This is a genomic window from Pollutimonas sp. M17 (assembly GCF_025836975.1).
In the GTDB taxonomy this organism is placed as follows: Bacteria; Pseudomonadota; Gammaproteobacteria; order Burkholderiales; family Burkholderiaceae_B.
In genome coordinates this window covers 314008-333269 of sequence record NZ_CP107548.1, presented here as the reverse complement: position 1 = coordinate 333269, position 19262 = coordinate 314008, and the positions used below count along the sequence as shown (strand labels likewise).

The following is a 19262-nucleotide window of genomic DNA, read 5'->3' as shown; positions in this document are numbered from 1 at the left end:
GCAGACCGTGCTTGCAAAAGGGCCTTTATCTTACACCCTCATTGATTTCACACGATGCCTGATCACCATCCATTTCGGTATGCGGAAATGCACCAGGGCGCGATACATCCACACATAGACCACCGCAAACAGCAGCGTGAACCCGATCAGAACCGGCTGGTTCTGCCAGAACAACAGCGCCGGCACGCCGGCCAGCGATGAGAACACCCACAAGAAAGGCGAGGTCATTGCATTGCGGCGCGCCTTGCAGCGCTTGTCGTTGTAGAAATCGGCGTCCACCCAGCGCACGACGCGCTTGTAGATCAGCATGTGCAAATGGACCCGGTCCGGCACCGCCGGCGAAAGCCGGCGCACGAAGGCCTTGCGATAGATGGAGAACAGGGTCTCGAAGACGGGATAGAAGCAAAGCAGCAGGGGAAACCAGGCGGAAACCTGCGGATGCCTGGCCAACAACAGGATGGAAACCATGCCCATCATGCAGCCGATAAAGTATGCCCCGCCATCGCCCAGGAAGATCAAGCCATTGGGATAATTCCAGACGAGAAACCCGCAAATCGCGCCTATCATCGCCACCGACGCCACCAGCAGAAGCCTGTCGTCCAGGTAATAGGCGACATAGGCAAACCCCGCAAAGATCAGCGCCGACACCACGGCCGCCAGGCCGTTATAGCCATCGATGATATTGACGGCGTTGGCGGCGCCGCAAATCGCAACAAGGGTGCCGACGAAGGACAGCGCCGCGAAACCCAGCAGCCAATCGACGCCCGGGATATCCAGGTGCGTCAACCGCGCATCCAGGAAAAAATAAACAAGAACGCCGGAGCCCGCCATGAGCGCCAGGCGCAACCCGGCCGAGGCCTTCTTCGTGAAGTCTTCGATCAGCCCGGCCAGCAATGCCGGCAATAAACAGGCCCAGATCAGCAGCATGGGCCCCAGCACAGTAGGTTCGCGCAAAGCCAGCGGCAGGCTTGCGGCCAGCATGCCCAATGCAACGGCAATGCCGCCCACCCTGGGCACCGGGCGTACATGGTACTTCTGCGCCCCCGTCAAATCGCTATCGGCCGTATAGCGGCTATGCAAATTTTTGTAGCGCACTAGCATAGCCGTCAGGGCAAGCGAAACCAGAAAAGCCGTCAGCAAATACACCATGAAAAGAAACCAGTAAGGAATACACATTGAAAGGATGCCGGCTGGAATTGAAACCGTGAAATTCAAGCGTTACGGCACTTTTCCGTACTACCGCGCGCACCAGAGCAAGGGTAGCGGCAAACAACAGGACATCCAGCCAAGAATCGATACAACGCGTTTCCGTGCATTGCGCTCAGACATATATCTTGAATGAAAAGAGGCTCAAGGCGGCCATCCTGAGTGCAACCGGTAACTTCTCTTACAGCACTTGCAAGACTTCAATGACTGTTTCCGCGCACAACGACTCAAGCCAGATCCCCGGACCCAGCGTAGCGATTCTTCTTGGAACATACAACGGCGCCCGTTTCCTGAGCGCCCAAATGGAATCGTTCGAAGCGCAAACGCATGCCAACTGGACGGTCTGGGCGTCGGACAATGGATCCGCGGACGGCACGCTGGCCATACTCGAACGCTACCAGCAAAAATGGGGCCGGAACCGCATGCACATCGTCCATAGCTCGGCAGACGGTCCTACACAGAACTTCATGTCGCTGGTGCAGGACGAGAACATATCGGCCGACTTCTATGCCTATTCGGATCAGGACGATATATGGGAAGCCGACAAGCTGGAGCGAGCCATAGGCATGCTGCAAGCCGAGCTGGAGCATTCGCCGCGCAACGCGCTGGCCCTGTATTGCTCCCGCACCCGCTACGTCGACGAGAACAATATGGACCTTGGCTATTCGCAGCGCTTTATGCGCCCGCCCAGCTTCGCCAACGCGCTGATGCAGAATATCGCGGGGGGGAACACCATGGTATTCAATGCGGCTGCATGCCGGCGGTTGCGCAGCGTCGACCGCCACACCGACATCGTGATTCACGATTGGTGGACCTACCTGGTCGTCAGCGGTTGCGGCGGCAGTGTCCTGTACGACAGCTACCCTTCGGTGCGATACCGCCAGCACAGCGGAAACATCATAGGCATGAATGCGAACTGGCCGGCACGCATGTTGCGCATACGCAAGCTTTTTCGAGGCCAGTTCAAGTCCTGGAACGACCGGAACACACAGGCCCTGATATTGCTGGAACCCTGGCTGACCCACCGCAACCGCATGATCCTGGAAACGTTCATCCGCGCCCGCAGGCGCTGGCTGGTGCCACGCCTGGCAGGCCTGTTCCAGGCCGGCGTCTATCGACAGACACTGCTTGGAAATCTGGGCATCGTGGTGGCGGGCATCTTTGGAAAATTGTAACGATAGTCGTCGCGCCAGGCGGCTTCCGGCTTCCAGGGCATCGGGTTGCAAGTGGGAAGCCATTTCAACGCCACAGGCGCAGCCCGCGCAAAAAATCGCAAAAAATAGTTAACGCTTACATCACCCGGCCTATCAACTCTATACATTCAGTCAGACAGCGAGTGAAGTAGAAAATGCAGTCTTCAGCATGAAAATACTGCTTACAGGAAAGAACGGCCAGTTGGGCACCGAACTGCGGCGCAGCTTGCTGCCCTTTGGCGAACTGGCGTGCCTTGGCCGGAAAGAGGCCGATATGCAGGACCTTGCGGCACTGCGACGGGCGGTTCGCGATCAAGCGCCGGACATCATCGTCAATGCCGCGGCATACACCGCCGTCGACAAGGCGGAAACCGACGAGGCCGCCGCGCTGCAGGTAAACGCCAGCGCGGTAGCCCTTCTGGCCGATTATGCGCACAGCACCCGCGGCCTGCTGGTGCATTATTCCAGCGACTATGTATTCGACGGGGGCAAGGCCGGCCCCTATACCGAGACCGATGCCGCCAACCCGCTTTCAGTCTATGGGCGCAGCAAGCGGCTGGGAGAGGAGGCCATCATGAATAGCGGCTGCAAGGCGCTGATCCTACGAACCAGCTGGGTGTATTCCGCCCAGGGCGGCAATTTCGTCAAAACGGTATTCCGCCTGGCGCGCGAACGCGATTCGCTGAATATCGTGGCGGATCAGATCGGCGCCCCCACCTCGGCGGAATTGCTGGCCGATGTGACCGCCCTGGCGATTGCCGCCAAGCGGCAGGGCATTCTGCCTTCCGGCATTTACCACCTTGCCGCCTCGGGCGAAACAAGCTGGCACGAATTGGCCGTTTATATCGTACGGCGGTTGTCCGGGATGGGAGCGAACCTGCGCCTCTCCGCCGAACGGATACGGCCCATTACGACGGAAGAATACCCCCTGCCGGCCAAACGGCCGAAGAATTCCCGCCTGCATACCGGCAAACTGAGCGCTGCGCTGGGATTGCAACTGCCGGACTGGCGCATCCATCTGGATCGCGCCATGCAGCAACTTATTCGAACGGAAAACCAATGAAACGAAAAGGCATCATCCTGGCAGGGGGATCGGGCACTCGGCTTCATCCCGCCACACTGGCCATCAGCAAACAGCTGGTGCCCGTATACGACAAGCCCATGGTGTATTACCCCCTGTGCACCCTGATGCTGGCCGGCATACGCGATCTTTTGCTGATCTCGACGCCGCAGGACACCCCCCGCTTCGAACAACTGCTGGGCGACGGCGCCCAATGGGGCATACACCTGCGCTATGCCGCCCAAGCCAAGCCCGAGGGCCTGGCCCAGGCCTTCATAATCGGCCAGGACTTCATCGGCAACGACCACTCCGCACTGGTACTGGGCGACAACATATTCTATGGCCATGATCTGCACCAGCAACTGCGCAGCGCCACGCGGCGCAGCGAGGGCGCCAGCGTGTTCGCCTATCACGTCAACGACCCCCAGCGCTACGGCGTGGTGGCGTTCGACGGCGCGGGCAAAGCGCTTTCACTGGAAGAAAAACCGAAGAAACCCAAGTCCAACTATGCCGTCACCGGGCTCTATTTCTACGACAAGCAAGTCGTGGCCATGGCCAGGGACCTGAAACCCTCGCTGCGGGGCGAACTGGAAATCACGGACATCAACCGCCTGTACCTGGAACAAGGCAGGCTGAACGTGGAGATCATGGGCCGCGGCTACGCCTGGTTCGACGCGGGAACCCATGAGTCGCTGCTGGAAGCCGGCCAATTCATTTCCACCCTGGAGAACCGGCAAGGGCTGCGCGTTTCCTGCCCCGAGGAAATCGCCTACCGCAACAAGTGGATTACCGCCGAGCAGTTGGAAAAGCTGGCGCAGGCGCTGACCAAGAACGGCTATGGGCAGTACCTGCGCAGCATGCTGGACAACAAGGTGTTCTGATGAAAGCCAAGCCTCTCGCCCTTCCCGACGTCGTCCTGCTGGAGCCCAAGGTATTCGGCGACCGCCGGGGCAGCTTCTTCGAAAGCTACAACCATGCGCAGTTCGAAGAAGCCATAGGCCGGCACGTGGAGTTCGTGCAGGACAACCATTCGCGCTCGGCCCGCAACGTTCTGCGCGGCCTGCATTATCAGATACAGCACCCGCAAGGCAAGCTGGTGCGCGTCGTCAGCGGGGAGGTCTTCGACGTGGCCGTCGACGTGCGCAAAAGCTCCACCACCTTCGGCCAATGGGTCGGCGAGTTGCTCAGCGCCGAAAACAAGAAACAATTGTGGGTGCCCGAGGGCTATGCGCACGGTTTCGTGGTGCTGTCCGACGAAGCGGAGTTCCTGTACAAGACCACCGATTACTACTTTCCCGAGTTCGAACGCAGCATACGGTGGGACGATCCCGCCATAGGCATACAGTGGCCCGCCGGCATCCGGCCGGTGCTTTCGGAGAAAGACAGGAACGGCTTCCTGCTGGCGGACGCCGAGGTGTTCGCCCGATGAGGCAGTTTTCCGCCTCCCCGCGGGAGATGATCGCCAGCCTGTGGCGCAACCGCCACCTGGTCCATGCGCTGGTCAAGCGCGAGGTGGTCGGCCGCTATCGCGGTTCGTTCATGGGAATACTCTGGTCCTTCTTCAATCCCCTGCTGATGCTGGCGGTATATACCTTTGTGTTCAGTTTCGTCTTCAAGGCGCGCTGGAATACGGGCAGCGGCTCCAGGACCGAATTCGCCCTGATTCTTTTCGCGGGCCTGATCGTGTTCAATATCTTTTCCGAATGCGTCAACCGGGCGCCGGGCCTGATGCTGTCGAACGCCAATTTCATAAAGAAGGTGGTGTTCCCGCTGGAGGTGCTGCCTTGGGTTGCATTGGGCGCCACCCTGTTTCACGCCCTGGTCAGCCTGGTCGTCTGGCTGGTCGCCTATGGGGTTTTCTTCGGCCCGCCCCACCTAACCGTCCTGCTGCTGCCGCTGGTGATTCTGCCTTTGGTGTTCTTCACCATGGGCATCAGCTGGGGGCTGGCCTCGCTGGGCGTCTATCTACGGGACATCGCGCAGTTCATAGGCATATTGACCACGGTCATGATGTTTCTGTCGCCCATTTTCTATCCCGCCACCGCGCTGCCGCCGCAGTACCGCCACCTGATGCTGCTCAATCCGCTGACGCCCACCATCGAACAGGCGCGCGAGGTCCTGTTCTGGGGCCAGGCGCCCGACTGGACTGTCTTTTTCCTGTATCTGGCCGGCGCATTGCTGATTGCGGGGCTGGGCTTCGCGTGGTTCCAGAAAACACGCAAGGGGTTCGCCGATGTCGTCTGACCCCTCCATCAAGGTGCAAGGCCTGGGCAAAAGCTATCACACCTATGGCAGGCCGCAGGACAGGCTGAAGCAATCCATTTACCCCCGCATACAACGGGCGCTGCACCGTCCCGTCAGGCAGTATTTCCGCGAATTCTGGGCGCTGCGCGACATTTCGTTCGAAGTGGACCGGGGCGAAACCGTTGGCGTAATAGGGCGCAACGGCAGCGGCAAGTCCACTTTGCTGCATCTCATTTGCGGCACGCTCAATCCCAGCAGCGGCAGCATACAGACCAGGGGCCGCATCGCCGCCCTGCTGGAGCTCGGCTCGGGCTTCAACCCCGAGTTCACCGGACGTGAAAACATCTATATGAACGCGATGTTGCTGGGCTTGAGCACAGCGGAAACCGATGCCTGCTACGACGACATCGTCGGCTTTGCCGACATCGGCGACTTCATCGACCAGCCGGTCAAGACCTATTCCAGCGGAATGACCATACGCCTGGCATTCGCCGTGCAGGCGCAGATCCGTCCCGACATCCTGATCGTGGACGAGGCCTTGTCGGTCGGCGACGCCAAGTTCCAGGCCAAATGCTTCGAACGGCTGCGCCAGTTGAAAGACAACGGCACCAGCATCCTGCTGGTCACGCACTCCAGCGAACAGATCGTGGCGCATTGCTCGCGGGCCCTCTTGCTGGATCACGGCGAACAAGTGCTGATGGGCGAACCGCGCGCCGTGGTCAACCGCTATCTGGATCTGCTTTTCGGCCAGGACAAGGCCGCGCCGCCCGCCGCCGTTGCGGAAGAAAGCCGGCAGGCCCGCCAGGAAACCGGCCAGGCCGGCGCGGCGCCCCCGGGCGATGCGGAGCCCGCCTACCGGCTTAGCGGGCACGACGACCTGTTCGCCACGCGGCCCGGCTACAACCCCCACGAATACCGATGGGGGGACGGCAGCGTTTCGATTCTCGACTACTACCTGGGGGTCAACGGACGGGACTACCCATCGTCCATCGCCCCTTCCAGACGCATCGTGCTGGCCGTTTCCGTAAAGTTCCTGGCCACCGTCGTGCGCCCCATTCTGGGCATCACCATCAAGACCAAGGAAGGCGTAACGGTGTACGGCACCAACACTGAAATCCTGGGTGATCGCCGGTTCCGGAACGCCGGCCGCCAGCACAGCAGCGTTTGCGCCGAATTCGAGTTCGACTGCCGGCTGGCGGGAGGCGATTATTTCGTTTCCGTCGGCGTGGCCAAGCGCCATGGCGAAGACGTCATTCCACTGGATCGCCGCTACGACGCCATCCACCTGCACGTGCAGCCGGGCGGCAAGGACGCGTTCTTCGGCCTTGCCGACATGGGCTTGCGCATCAACGCCATCCAGGAAAAGGCATGAAGGACCTGTTGACCGCCAACGGCTATGTATTGGATGCGCGGACGGGCGTGTGGGCGCGCCCCGGCCATGTCAGCATCGGCTACAGCGACGGCGATGAAAGCGAAAACCGGCTGGCCGAGGTCATCGGCCAGGCGCGCGACCTGTCGGTGCTGTCCCCCGAGCTGCGGCGGCAATGCACCGATTGGCCCTCCACCTACCACCTGTCGGCCGCCCGCGCCAACCTCCTGCGCCCTTTCCAGGGCGAACTGAAAGGCGACATACTGGAAATCGGATCGGGCTGCGGCGCCATTACCCGCTATCTGGGCGAATGCGGGGCGACCGTGCTGGCCCTGGAAGGCAGCATGCGCCGGGCCGCCATGACGCGGTCCAGGACGCGGGACCTGTCCCAGGTGACGGTGCTGGCCGAGTCCTTCGACCGCTTCGAACCGTCACAGCAATTCGACGTCATCACGCTGATCGGCGTGCTGGAATACGCCAACCTGTTCACGCAGGCGTCCTCGCCGCCGCTTGCGCTGCTGAAGCGGGTACGGATGCTGCTGAAGCCCGACGGCCTTCTGTTGCTTGCCATAGAAAACCAGATGGGGCTGAAGTATTTCGCCGGCGCCCCGGAAGATCACCTGGGCGTGGCCATGTATGGGATCGAAGGCCGCTATCGCAGCGACCAGCCGCAGACTTTCGGCCGGCAAGCACTCCATGGACTGATCGAGGCGGCGGGATTCTCCGATACGCGGTTCATGGCGCCGCTTCCCGACTACAAGCTGCCCGCATCCATCGTGACCCAGGCCGGCCTGGACGACGCGGAGTTCGATGCCGGCGCGCTGGCCTGGCAGAGCGTGAATGCCGATCCGCAGCTGCCTGCCCGCATGAATTTCGCGCTGGAATTGGCCTGGCCGGAAATCTTCAAGAACGGGCTGGGCCTGGAATTGGCGAATTCATTCCTGATCCGGGCCGGCGGCAAGCCGCCGGAAAAATGCGCCGCCCGAACCCTGGCCTACCACTACAGCACAGGGCGCGTGCCCCAATACTGCAAGGAAACGCTGTTTGTCCGGGCTCCCGATCAAGGCCACGTCTTATTGCATTACGAGCCGATACGGGCGCCGCTGAAAGCGGGCCAAACGGCGGACACCGAACCACCCATCCGCTACGCTCACCCTTCCACAGCGCCCTATGTGCGCGGACACACCCTGTCGTGGGAGTTCGTCCAGGCCATCACGCGCGACGGCTGGTCAATCGACGATGTCGCACGCCTGGTCGAACGCCATGTCCAGGCGTTGCGGACAGTGCTTGCCGACGCCGCGCCATCGGCGGAATGGAACGATCCGGATACCGTTCTGCCGGGCAGGGCCTTCGACCTGGTTCCACAGAACATCGTCATCCAGGCCGATGGGACACCCGCGGCCATCGATGAAGAATGGGAGCTGGATAATGGGATCCCATTGGGCCGCCTGCTTTTCAGGTCCCTGCTGCTGATGCTTGCCTCGATAAGGAACCTAGGCGCTCCGGCCGCGCCTTATCCTGGATCGAGAAAGGAATTCGTCCAGTCGGTTCTGGAACGAGCCGGGTACCCGCTGACGGAAAGCGATCTTTCCCGATTCGTAAAGCAGGAAGCGCAAATCCAGCAGCACGTCACCGGCCTGCCGATCGAGCGGTTCCTGGACTGGCACCCCGACCAGCCGCTGGCGATCCGGCCGGCCTCCAGTGCGGAACAAGACGGAGCAGCCCAGGACATGGCCGCCCATGTCGGCAGCCTGGATGCGTCCATCGCCGAACTCACATCATCGCTGGAGCAGGCCCGCAGCGAATCGGCCCGGCTGAACCTGGCGGTGCTGGACAAGGAAACGCACATCCGGAACCTGGAAAAATCGGCACTCGATTATCAACACGCCTTGAATGAACGGAACATCCAGAACAACATGCTGGCCGGCGAACTCAAGGCATTGCGCGCGTCGACAAGCTGGAAGCTGACCGCCCCCCTGCGGTGGCCCGCCGACCAGGCCAGGCGCGGCATCCGGCTGGCCGGCGCGCTGGCGGCGTCGGCGCGGGGCGCCGGCGGCTGGTACATGGCTTTCCATAAAGCGCGCGCCATCGCGCACCGCGAGGGACTGCGCGGCATGCGCTACCGGCTGAAGCGGCTGACCCGCCGCGCCGTCCATAGTCCGCTTGGCGACCAGCCACCCGCCAATCCCAATGATTACGCCGAATGGCTGCGCCGCTACGGCAATATCGACGACGCCTTGCGCCACGATATCCGCAAACGCATCAAGGGCATGCCCCGCAAACCCCTGATCAGCATCCTGATGCCGGTATACGACCCGCCGCTGGATCTGCTGGACCAGGCCATACAGTCGGTCCGTACGCAGCTTTATCAGGAATGGGAACTGTGCATGGCCGACGACGCCTCGAAGGACGATTCCGTCCGCCAGCTGCTTGCGCGGCATGCCCGCGAAGATGCGCGTATAAAAGTCGCCTATCGCAAGCAGAACGGCCATATATCGAAAGCCTCGAATTCGGCGCTGAGCCTGGCCACGGGCGAGTTCGTCGCCTTGCTGGACAACGACGACCTGCTTTCCGAACATGCGCTGTTCCATGTCGCCCAGGCCATCCTGGACAATCCCGCCGCCGGACTGATCTATTCGGACGAAGACAAGATCGACATCGCGGGCAATCGGACGGCGCCCTACTTCAAGCCGGACTGGAACCCCGACCTGTTCCTGTCGCACAATATGATCAATCACCTGGGCTGCTACCGGACCGGGCTGGTCAAAGAGCTGCAGGGCTTTCGCCCGGGTTATGAAGGGTCGCAGGACTACGACCTGGCGCTGCGCTGCATCGAGACGCTGGCCGACTACCAGATCGTGCACATTCCGCGTGTCCTGTATCACTGGAGAGCGGTTCCGGGCAGCACCGCGCTTTCGGGGCAGGCCAAGAACTATGCCCTGCAAGCCGGCAAGCGCGCCATCGACGACCACTTCCGGCGCTGCGCAATCGATGCGCAGGCGGAATTGCTGGACATGGGGATGTACCGCGTGCGCTATGCCCTGCCCCAGCCGTTGCCGCTGGTAAGCCTTATCATTCCCACGCGCAACGGGCTCGAGCTGATCAGGCAGTGCATAGACAGCATCACCGAACGCACGCGCTACGGAAATTACGAAATACTCGTCGTCGACAACGATTCGGACGATCCCGCCACGCTGGATTACTTCGCCGCCCTGCGGGAGGACCCGCGCATACGCGTCCTTCGCGACGAACGTCCTTTCAACTTCTCGGCCCTGAACAATTCGGCGGCGAGGCAGGCGCAAGGCGACTACCTGTGCCTGATGAACAACGATATCGAAATCATCAGCCCCGACTGGCTGGAAGAAATGATCAGCCTTGCCGGGCAGCCAGGCGTGGGCGCGGTGGGCGCACAGCTATGGTACCCGGACGACACCGCCCAGCATAGCGGGATCATCATCGGGCTGGGCGGTGTGGCGGGCCATTCCCACAAGCATCTGCCCCGGAACCATCCAGGCTACTTCGGGCGCGCACGCCTCATCCAGACGCTTTCCGCCGTGACGGCGGCCTGCCTGCTCATCAGGAAATCCATCTACCAGGAGGTCGGCGGGCTGGACGACGCCAATCTGCCCATTGCATTCAACGACGTGGATTTCTGCCTGCGCGTCGCCAAGGCCGGATACCGCAATGTATGGACGCCTTACGCCGAAATGTACCATCACGAATCGGCCAGCCGGGGCTATGAGGACACGCCGCAAAAGCAGGCGCGCTTCACCAAGGAAGTGGACTATATGAAGCAGCGCTGGGGGGAAAGCCTGCTTGGCGACCCGGCCTACAACCCCAACCTGACGATATGCAGCGAAGACTTCAGCCTGGCCTGGCCGCCGCGGGTCTGGGAATGACCCGGTAGAAGCTGTGCACTGAATCCTTGCCCGCCAATTCCACATGGGGATTCCCCGACAGGTTCAGGCCCGTGGGAGCCAGCACGATCTGCGCCCCCACGGCGGAGAAATCGAAGCGCTCGGGATTGATGAACACCCTAACGACATCCGGGAAAGGAGCTTCTATCGCGTAGTCGTCCACCTTCCCGGTCGGATCGCTGTTGTACAGCATATGCTGATAACGGTTGGTCAGCGATTCGCTTTTACCGTCGGGATCCAGCGCCTTCCATATCGACTTCTGCGGATAATAGAACACGCCGCTGGCCACCGGCACGCCGGCCGCGAACAGCTCCATGGCTTCGATCTGCGTGCCGACGACGAGCACGCGCTGCCTGTCGTCGCGCGCGGCCCGCAGCATGTCGTCGGCTGGAACTATTTCCGACGGTGCCCGTACCAGGGGATTGAAAGGCAGCGACATCGAGCAGGTCAGGAACAGGCTGCCCAGAACGAATGACTTTGCGTCCTTCTTGAGAAGCCAGTACGAAAGGAAGAAGACAAAGGGCAGGACCAGCAGGCACATCGAGAACGGCACCGTGCCGATGGCGCCTTCGGGAGTCTTGGCCACAACCACCATCGCTGCGACCGCGACAAGCGCACTGATTGCCAGCGCTTCCCAAGGCCTGGGATCCGCCGCCGTCCGCGCCGATGCCACGGTCGTCCCGCAAAGCAGGATGGAAGCCAGCCCTATCGCCACATCCGTGCGCTTGGGCTGCACCCTGCCCCACAGCGTCCATTCCGCCAGGGTGGGCCCGATGCCCACATACTGGAACCACAATACAAACAGGCAGAACAGCATCAATGCCGCTTCGGGCCAGGCCGGCCGGCGTTTACGCACAAAGCCCAGCAAGGCGGCGGCAATCGCCACGGGAAACAGCAAAATGAACGACGACGTTTCGCTTTGATTGGTCAAGGTGGCAAATTCGTAATACAGCGAGTGATTGTTCACGAAGCCGCGAAACGTCTCCCATACCGACAGGCCTCCGCCCGGCGCCGCCGTGCGCTGGCCGGGATACACCGTGGCCTGCATGGCTTCGATCGCGGGCCGGGCGTCGCTCCACCAGGCCCAGCATAGGTAGGCGGCCACGCCCCCCGCCACCGCCAGCGCCACCATCCGGGGCGCCGTGGCGCGGCGCCACAAACGGTCGCGCACGGCCACGCCCGCTGCCAGGAAGAGAAACATATAGCCCACCGAGACCTGCCACGGCGGGTACAGCACGAACACGAAGCCCGCCAGCGCCAGCCCCAGCCCAAGGCCCAGCAGCAAAAGGCGGGGCCAGGAAGCGCTGCGGAATATCCCGATGAACAGGCAGAATCCCAAGGCGGGAAACATGACAGTGTAGGCTGGCCAGTTCGACCAGGCCGCCACATAGGCCGAGGTAACGAAGGTTGCCGCCGTCCCCAGGCCCACGGCCCATCTTCCGGGCACCAGCACCCCCATTACGCCCCACACCGCGAACAGCGAGCCGAACAGGGGCAGCCACCAATACCAGGCCAGCGCCCTGCGCAAGTCGAATACATAGAACCCCCAGGTGGACGGCTTGGCCAGTTGCGATACGTGCTTGACCGGCACGCCGGCCATGCCCGCCACCAGCATGTTCTGCCCGTCGGGTCCCAGGTTGGTGTTGACGACGGGGAAACGCGGCTCGTGGTTGTACTGGGCAATGGCCATGGGCGTGAACACCACCCACTCATCGGACCGTATCGGCCTCTCCTGGCCCAGCAGGCGCTTCTGATCCGCGCTGACCAGGCTGGACTGCTGGTCCAGGCCTATTCCCAGCGATGAGCCCGTAAGCCCCGTCCCGACCAGAACGGCGAACACCAGCAGCACAAGGGCCGCCGCCCGCGCACACCCCGTCATTCTCATGCCTTCACCGCCAGGATGATTCCCGCCATGATCAGCGCCACTCCTATGAAGTATTGGGTCTGGAAGCGCTCGCCAAAGACAAAATGGCTGGCGACAGGCACCAGGACGAAGGCCAGCGCCATCAATGGATACACCCTGCCAAGCTCTATCCTTTGCAGCACCCAGACCCATCCCACGGAAGTGATGCCGTACAGCATCATCGCCGCCAGCAAGGCGCCCGCGACTTTCGGGGAAAGAAACGTGCCGGTCTGGGCCAGGGCCGTGGCGCTGATCTTGAACAGGATCTGGCCGACGGCCAGGCCCAGCACACAAAGCAAAGCGGCCAGGTAGGTGATCATCCCGCGCCTTCCTGCCTCTTCACTCTCGCATGGAAGGCGAAAAACAGGTTCAGATCGATCGAGGCCAGCGGCAGCGGCCACCATGCCTCCTCCAGCGGCTGAAAGTAATGCCGCAGGATGGCGATCAGGTTGTTGCAGGAATTCACGTGTTCGCGCGCCATCACGTAGTCATAGGCAATGCCCTGCGCCAGGGCATTCCTGCGCGGCCCTATGTGCCTGCCCAGGCGCCAGGCCATGCCCGGATCGGTGGGGATGAGTATGGACAGCACGCCTCCCGGCTTCAGCACCCGGGCCCATTCCTTCAGGGCCAGGTGCGGCTGGTAGATGTGTTCCAGAACATGCGTGGCCACCAGCCTGTCGAATGAATGATCCGGATAATCCAGCCCCCCCGCGGCCTGCGTCTCGAAGCGCAGCTTGCCAAGGTGGACGCCGCCCAGCTTCCGCTGAGCCACTTCCAGCGTTTTTTCGTCCAGGTCCGTCAATACGTACTCATCGAAACCATGGCGCACGAAAGGCAGGTGCTCGCCGGTGCCGGCGCCGATTTCGACCACCTTTTGAAAATGATCGGCCGGCCCAAAGGGCTTTTCGGTCAGTTTATGGCTGGCCCGCATGACGAAGGACTGAAGAGGGCTGGCGTAATTGGATTCGTCGTACACCTGTGCAAATCGTTGCCGGTATTCGACCCAGGCCTTGTCCTCATTTACCATATTTGAGCTCCACTTCGTTCTTCCTTGCATCCCGCCTGCGCTTGAGGCGATGAAACGGCCGCTTCGGCACCGAACTGATATCGTGGCCCAGGAAGGCCAGAATGAACTGCAGGCCGATGATGACCGGCAAGGCCGACAACATCACCGTGCCCGCCGACGAGGACAGTCCCCTGCTGATCGACAGCAGCCATTGATAGCCTCCGAACCCCACGCCGAACGCGAACAGGGCCAGTCCAAGAGGCAGCTCGATCGATGCCAGCGACATGTCGCGCAGATAATAGTTATAGAAGACCCGCTTGCAGAAATTCCTGAAATGCTTGTACAGGAACTCGCCGACGATCTTGTGGATTTTCAGATTGCTGACTTCGTCGCCGTACCGGGCCTCCATCGGGACGTCGACCACGACGGCCCGCAGAGTATTCAGGCGGAAGAGCATGTCGGTTTCGAAGAAATAGCGCCGGCTGATCTTGCCGAAGGGCAGATGGCGCGCCACCGCCGAATGGATGGCGGTATAGCCGTTTGTCGGATCCACGATGTCCCAGTAACCCGAGGACAGCTTGGTCATGAGCGACAGGACCGAATTGCCGAACAGGCGCAGGCCCGGCATGGCGCGCACCTGCTCCAGATAGAAGAAGCGGTTCCCTTTGACATAGTCGGCTTCGCCGGCCAGTATGGGCGCGACGAAGTCGGGAACAAGGGCGGGGTCCATCTGCCCGTCGCCGTCGACCTTGACGATGACGTCCATGCCATCCGCAATCGCCGCCAGATAACCGGCCATGACAGCTCCGCCCACACCCTGATTCTTCTCCAGCCTGATAACGGTCAATCGCTCATCGTTACAATTGCTTTCGGCAAAATCGCCGCTGTGTTCAGGGCAAGCATCGTCCACCACATAAATCCTGCAGATCGCCGCGCCCAATCCCGCCACAACGTCCAGGATATGCGCGCGCACCTTGTAGCTGGGGATGACTACTGCAATTTTGGGGTGCTTGTTCGTCACTGATATCCCTGTAGTGGGCCGTAAGGAACTTCCTGAACAACTAGGATTATTGGGTTGGACGGCACGCACCGGCAAGTCGGCCGAACGCCGTATGGCCATCAACGCAAAACGCATGCCCGGCGGGGAAGCCTGAAAATCACAATAGCGTCAGAAGGCGTTCAATGCGGTAACGACAGGCAAGTATTTGCGTCGTGAAAAAGCCGCGCGTCACCGGCTGCTACGCCGGCGTCTGGCCGGCTGTCGCGGCCAGCATCTCGCGCACGAACAGGGCGGCATTCGGGGATGGAGTGCGGTCGCGGCGGGTGATCAGGTAATAGGGCTCGCTGCGCGAATGCAGCTGCAGGGGCAAGATGCGCGTCATGCCGAATCGCGTGCAAAACCGCGCCGCATCGATGGACAGCAGCGCCACCATCGAGGGGTTGCGCTGCAGCATGGACAGCGTCGTAAAGGCCGAGGTCGTTTCAAACAGGTTCAGCGGAAACAGCAGGCCCGCCTCGTGGAACTCGCGCTCCAGCAACAGCCGCATGGGCATATTGGCGGAATAAACCACCCAGCGGCAACTGGCCAGGTCCGACAATTGCAGGCTCTTGGCCTCGGCCAGGGGGTGCTGGATATTGGCGACGATGGCCAATTGCTCTTCCCGTATATTGACCGCCTCGTACAGTTCGGGGTGCTCGCTGATGCTGGTCCGGCATATGGCGACATCCAGCCTGCCCTCGTCCAGCAGGCGCAGCAGCCTGGCGCTGGTGTCCTCGACAATCTGCACCGACAGGCCGGGCCTTTGCTCCAGCCACGGCGACAGCAGGTCGGTCAGCATGGGCACGGCCCCCATGATGACGCCTATCGACAGGCGGCCGCCGTAGCCGTGCAGGATGCCGGCCATTTCCTCGCGCAAATGGATCATGTCGGTGGTAATGAGGCGCGCATAGCGTATGGCGCAGCGGCCCAGGTCGGTGGGCTCCAGTCCGCGGTTGTTGCGGTTGAACAGTTCGGCCCCCAGCGCGGCTTCGATTTCCTGCAGCGCCTTCGTGGCGCCGGGCTGGCTCAACGCGACCTGCTCGGCCGCCTTGACCAGGGACCCGCAATCGTCCAATGCCACGAGCAAGCGGAAATGTTTCAGGCGCAGCCTGGAAATGATCGAACTCAGCGAGGGCAGCATGGATATAAGGATTAGTTATGGCCGTATCAGAACCTATCATTATGCAGGGTAGGCATTATTTCTTAAAGTCCCAGGGATCGGCCGCCGCGCTCCGTGCCGTAAATCATGCGGTGCAGCGCGCGTGCACGGCCAACAATCCAGGGAAGAGACAGATGAGCCTAATAAACTATATAACCCAGGTCCAGTTCGGCTTCGACGCCATAGACCTTGTACAGCAGGAATGCGACCGCCTGGGCATACGGCATCCCTTGGTGGTGACCGACACCGGCGTACGGGCCGCCGGCTTGTGCGACCAGGTGCTGGACAAGCTGACCGACCGCTCGAAAGTCGGCATATACGACGGGACCCCGCCGAACCCGAACGAGCAGGCCGTGCGCGCCGCGGCCGGGATGTACCGCGACGGCCGGCACGACGGCATCATTGCCATCGGCGGCGGCTCGTCCATAGACCTGGCCAAAGGCACGGCAGTTTGCGCCACGCATACGGGCGCCCTGAAAAGCTTCGCCCTCATCGAAGGCGGCGCCGGCCGGGTCAGCTCCGCGACGGCGCCCATCATCGCCATTCCCACCACGGCCGGCACGGGCAGCGAAGTCGGCCGGGGCGCCATCCTGATCCTGGACGACGGACGCAAGGTCGGCATAATTTCCCCCCACCTGGTTCCGAAATCGGCGATTTGCGATCCCGGGCTGACGATGGGCCTGCCGCCGGCGCTGACGGCGGCCACCGGCATGGACGCCATCGCCCACTGCCTGGAAACCTTCATGTCGCCCGCCTTCAATCCGCCGGCCGACGGCATCGCGCTGGACGGCCTGATGCGGGGCTGGGCGCACATAGAGCGCGCCACGCAGAATCCGGACGACCGCGATGCGCGGCTGAACATGATGAGCGCCTCCATGCAGGGCGCGATGGCATTCCAGAAGGGGCTGGGCTGCGTCCACAGCCTTAGCCATTCGCTGGGCGGCATCAACCCCAAGCTGCATCACGGGACGCTGAATGCCATTTTCCTGCCGGCCGTCGTCGAATTCAACAGCCAGGCGGATTCCATGCGCAAGGAAAGAAAGCTGGAACGCATCGCACAGGCCATGGCGCTGGCCAATCCGGGCGACATCGGCGACGAGCTTGGCGCGATGACGCGACGCCTGGGCTTGCCCGGCGGACTGGAGCAGCTGGGCGTCACCCGCGAATTGTTTCCACGGATCGTCCAGGGCGCATTGGCCGACCACAGCCATAAAACCAACCCGCGCGAAGCATCGGAAGCGGACTACCTTTGGATGTTGGAACAATCCATGTAATTCAATTCTTAACCAGAACCTTTTTCTCAGGAATCGATATGTCAAATTACGCCAACTACATCAATGGACAATGGGTCGACAGCAGCAAGACCACGCGCAACCTCAACCCGGCGGACCTGTCCGACGTCATCGGCGAATTCGCCCAGGCCAGTGAGCAGGACACCCAGGCCGCCATCGCCGCCGCGCGCGACGCCGCCCCCGCCTGGGGCCTGTCGACCCCCCAGCAGCGCTTCGACATCCTGGACCGGGCCGGCAGCGCCATCCTGGCCCGCAAGGAAGAGCTGGGCAAACTGCTGGCGCGCGAAGAAGGCAAGACATTGGCCGAAGCCATCGGCGAAGCCGGACGCGCAGGCCAGATCTTCAAGTTCTTCGCCGGTGAAGCCTTGCGCCAGACTGGCGAACTGGTGCCGTCCGTACGGCCCGGCCTGACAGTGGAAATAACCCGCGAGCCCGTCGGCGTCGTCGGCCTGATCACGCCGTGGAATTTCCCCATTGCCATTCCCGCCTGGAAGATCGCCCCCGCCCTTGCATTCGGCAACTGCGTCGTCATCAAGCCCGCCGACCTGGTTCCCGCCTGCACCTGGGAACTGGTGAAAATCCTGGTTGATGCCGGCCTGTCCGCCGGTGTGCTGAACCTGGTCATGGGTCGCGGGTCGGTGGTCGGCGAAGCGCTGGTCAATTCGCCCGACGTGGATGCCATCAGCTTTACCGGCTCGGTCGGCACCGGCCGCGCCATTGCCCAGAAATGCATGGCCACCGGCAAGAAGGTGCAGTTGGAGATGGGCGGCAAGAATCCCATGGTCGTGCTGGACGACGCCGACCTGCCGACCGCCGTCGAAGCCTGCATCAATGGCGCCTTCTATTCGACCGGCCAGCGCTGCACCGCCTCGTCCCGCCTGATCGTGACCGAAGGCATACACGACCGCTTCGTGGAAGCCATGGTGGCCCGCATGAAGCAGCTGCGCGTGGGCAATCCGCTGGACAGCGAAACGCACATCGGCCCGGTGGTGGACGACAAGCAACTGAAGCAGGACCTGGACTATATCGACATTGCCCGTTCCGAAGGCGCCACCGTGCATGGCGGCGAACTGGTCGAACTGGGCACCAAGGGCCACTTCCTGCAGCCCGCCCTGGCCGTCGACACCCACAACGACATGCGCATCAACCGCGAAGAAGTCTTCGGCCCCTTCGCCAGCGTGATCAAGGTCAAGGACTACGACGAAGCGCTGAAACTGGCCAACGACACGGAATTCGGCCTGGCGGCAGGCATCTGCTCCACCTCGTTAAAGTATGTGCAGCACTTCAAGCGCCACGCCCAGGCCGGCATGGTCATGGTCAATGTGCCCACGGCAGGCGTCGACTACCACGTTCCCTTCGGCGGCCGCAAAGGCTCCAGCCACGGCCCGCGCGAACAAGGCAGCTATGCCAAAGAGTTCTACACCACCGTGAAGACGGCGTATGTGAATGCGGGGTAATGGCTAGGTGCCGTCGCTCCTACATGTCATACCTGTTAGATCAGACAGGTATGACATGCTTGCCCAAAAATGGGCCAGCACTTAAAATATAAATGTTTTCCGGCACTTTGGTGTCCGGCTGGAGTCTGGGGTGTTAAGTCGCCTCAGCGGCCCATCCAAGGCGATTAGCAAGCTTTGATGGGCGTCAGATAAAGGCCCCCTCACGGGGGCTTTTGCTTGCCCATAATATTGCATGGCAAACAATCTATACAACATCAAGACCGGCAATGTCCTGATATGTGACTTTGATCGGGGTTTCATACCACCCGAGATGGTCAAGATCAGGCCGGTGGTGGTCATTTCAAGAGCCAGCATATACCTGACCGAAAAGGTATCAGTTGAAGACTTAGCCGCGATTTTCAACGGCGTTCGGGCTTA

The 19262-nt window shown here is 61.7% G+C and carries 15 protein-coding genes; 9 read left to right on the top strand and 6 right to left on the bottom strand.

Annotated elements, in window-relative coordinates:
• Positions 1–30: 30 nt before the first annotated feature.
• Positions 31–1149, bottom strand: coding sequence for an MraY family glycosyltransferase (locus OEG81_RS01530; protein ID WP_264132668.1), 1119 nt, complete (start codon positions 1147–1149; stop codon positions 31–33).
• 260 nt (positions 1150–1409) lie between these two features.
• On the opposite strand from OEG81_RS01530, the gene OEG81_RS01525 reads away from it, so the two are divergent.
• The 7 genes from OEG81_RS01525 (at position 1410) to OEG81_RS01495 (ending at position 10971) form a co-directional block, all read left to right on the top strand.
• Complete coding sequence (locus tag OEG81_RS01525; RefSeq protein WP_264130939.1) at positions 1410–2381, top strand: glycosyltransferase family 2 protein; 972 nt, start codon at positions 1410–1412, stop codon at positions 2379–2381.
• Positions 2382–2568: 187 nt separating this feature from the next.
• Positions 2569–3462 (top strand): dTDP-4-dehydrorhamnose reductase, encoded by an 894-nt coding sequence (gene rfbD, locus OEG81_RS01520; RefSeq protein WP_264130938.1) that lies wholly within the window; start codon positions 2569–2571, stop codon positions 3460–3462.
• On the top strand, positions 3459–4340 hold the full coding sequence (gene rfbA, locus OEG81_RS01515; RefSeq protein WP_264130936.1) for a glucose-1-phosphate thymidylyltransferase RfbA: 882 nt from the start codon (positions 3459–3461) through the stop codon (positions 4338–4340). Before rfbD ends, rfbA begins: the two co-directional genes overlap by 4 nt.
• Positions 4340–4888 carry a dTDP-4-dehydrorhamnose 3,5-epimerase gene (gene rfbC, locus OEG81_RS01510; protein ID WP_264130935.1) on the top strand — a complete coding sequence of 183 codons (549 nt, stop codon included), beginning with the start codon at positions 4340–4342 and terminating at the stop codon, positions 4886–4888. Before rfbA ends, rfbC begins: the two co-directional genes overlap by 1 nt.
• Positions 4885–5703 carry an ABC transporter permease gene (locus OEG81_RS01505; RefSeq protein WP_264130934.1) on the top strand — a complete coding sequence of 273 codons (819 nt, stop codon included), beginning with the start codon at positions 4885–4887 and terminating at the stop codon, positions 5701–5703. The genes rfbC and OEG81_RS01505 overlap by 4 nt, the downstream gene beginning before the upstream one ends.
• Positions 5693–7075 (top strand): ABC transporter ATP-binding protein, encoded by a 1383-nt coding sequence (locus OEG81_RS01500; protein WP_264130933.1) that lies wholly within the window; start codon positions 5693–5695, stop codon positions 7073–7075. The genes OEG81_RS01505 and OEG81_RS01500 overlap by 11 nt, the downstream gene beginning before the upstream one ends.
• Entirely contained in the window at positions 7072–10971 is a 3900-nt protein-coding gene (locus OEG81_RS01495; RefSeq protein WP_264130932.1) for a glycosyltransferase, read from the top strand. Before OEG81_RS01500 ends, OEG81_RS01495 begins: the two co-directional genes overlap by 4 nt.
• Here OEG81_RS01495 and OEG81_RS01490 read toward each other — a convergent pair.
• From OEG81_RS01490 to OEG81_RS01470, 5 genes are all read right to left on the bottom strand, one after another.
• Entirely contained in the window at positions 10937–12874 is a 1938-nt protein-coding gene (locus tag OEG81_RS01490; RefSeq protein WP_264130931.1) for a hypothetical protein, read from the bottom strand. The genes OEG81_RS01495 and OEG81_RS01490 overlap by 35 nt on opposite strands.
• The gene (locus OEG81_RS01485; protein ID WP_264130930.1) at positions 12871–13212 is read right to left on the bottom strand and encodes an EamA family transporter; all 342 of its coding nucleotides are present in this window, start codon (positions 13210–13212) and stop codon (positions 12871–12873) included. Before OEG81_RS01485 ends, OEG81_RS01490 begins: the two co-directional genes overlap by 4 nt.
• Entirely contained in the window at positions 13209–13919 is a 711-nt protein-coding gene (locus OEG81_RS01480) for a class I SAM-dependent methyltransferase (protein ID WP_264130929.1), read from the bottom strand. The genes OEG81_RS01485 and OEG81_RS01480 overlap by 4 nt, the downstream gene beginning before the upstream one ends.
• Positions 13909–14919: a glycosyltransferase family 2 protein gene (locus tag OEG81_RS01475; RefSeq protein ID WP_264130928.1), complete on the bottom strand. Its 1011-nt coding sequence runs from the start codon at positions 14917–14919 to the stop codon at positions 13909–13911. The genes OEG81_RS01480 and OEG81_RS01475 overlap by 11 nt, the downstream gene beginning before the upstream one ends.
• 217 nt (positions 14920–15136) lie before the next feature.
• Complete coding sequence (locus OEG81_RS01470) at positions 15137–16078, bottom strand: LysR family transcriptional regulator (protein WP_264130927.1); 942 nt, start codon at positions 16076–16078, stop codon at positions 15137–15139.
• Between the two features lie 152 nt (positions 16079–16230).
• Between OEG81_RS01470 and OEG81_RS01465 the strand changes: the two genes are divergently transcribed.
• Both OEG81_RS01465 and OEG81_RS01460 read left to right on the top strand, forming a co-directional pair.
• A complete protein-coding gene (locus tag OEG81_RS01465) occupies positions 16231–17370 on the top strand; it encodes an iron-containing alcohol dehydrogenase (protein ID WP_264130926.1) in 1140 nt (379 codons plus the stop codon).
• Positions 17371–17408: 38 nt separating this feature from the next.
• A complete protein-coding gene (locus tag OEG81_RS01460; RefSeq protein ID WP_264130925.1) occupies positions 17409–18845 on the top strand; it encodes an aldehyde dehydrogenase family protein in 1437 nt (478 codons plus the stop codon).
• Positions 18846–19262 lie beyond the last annotated feature (417 nt).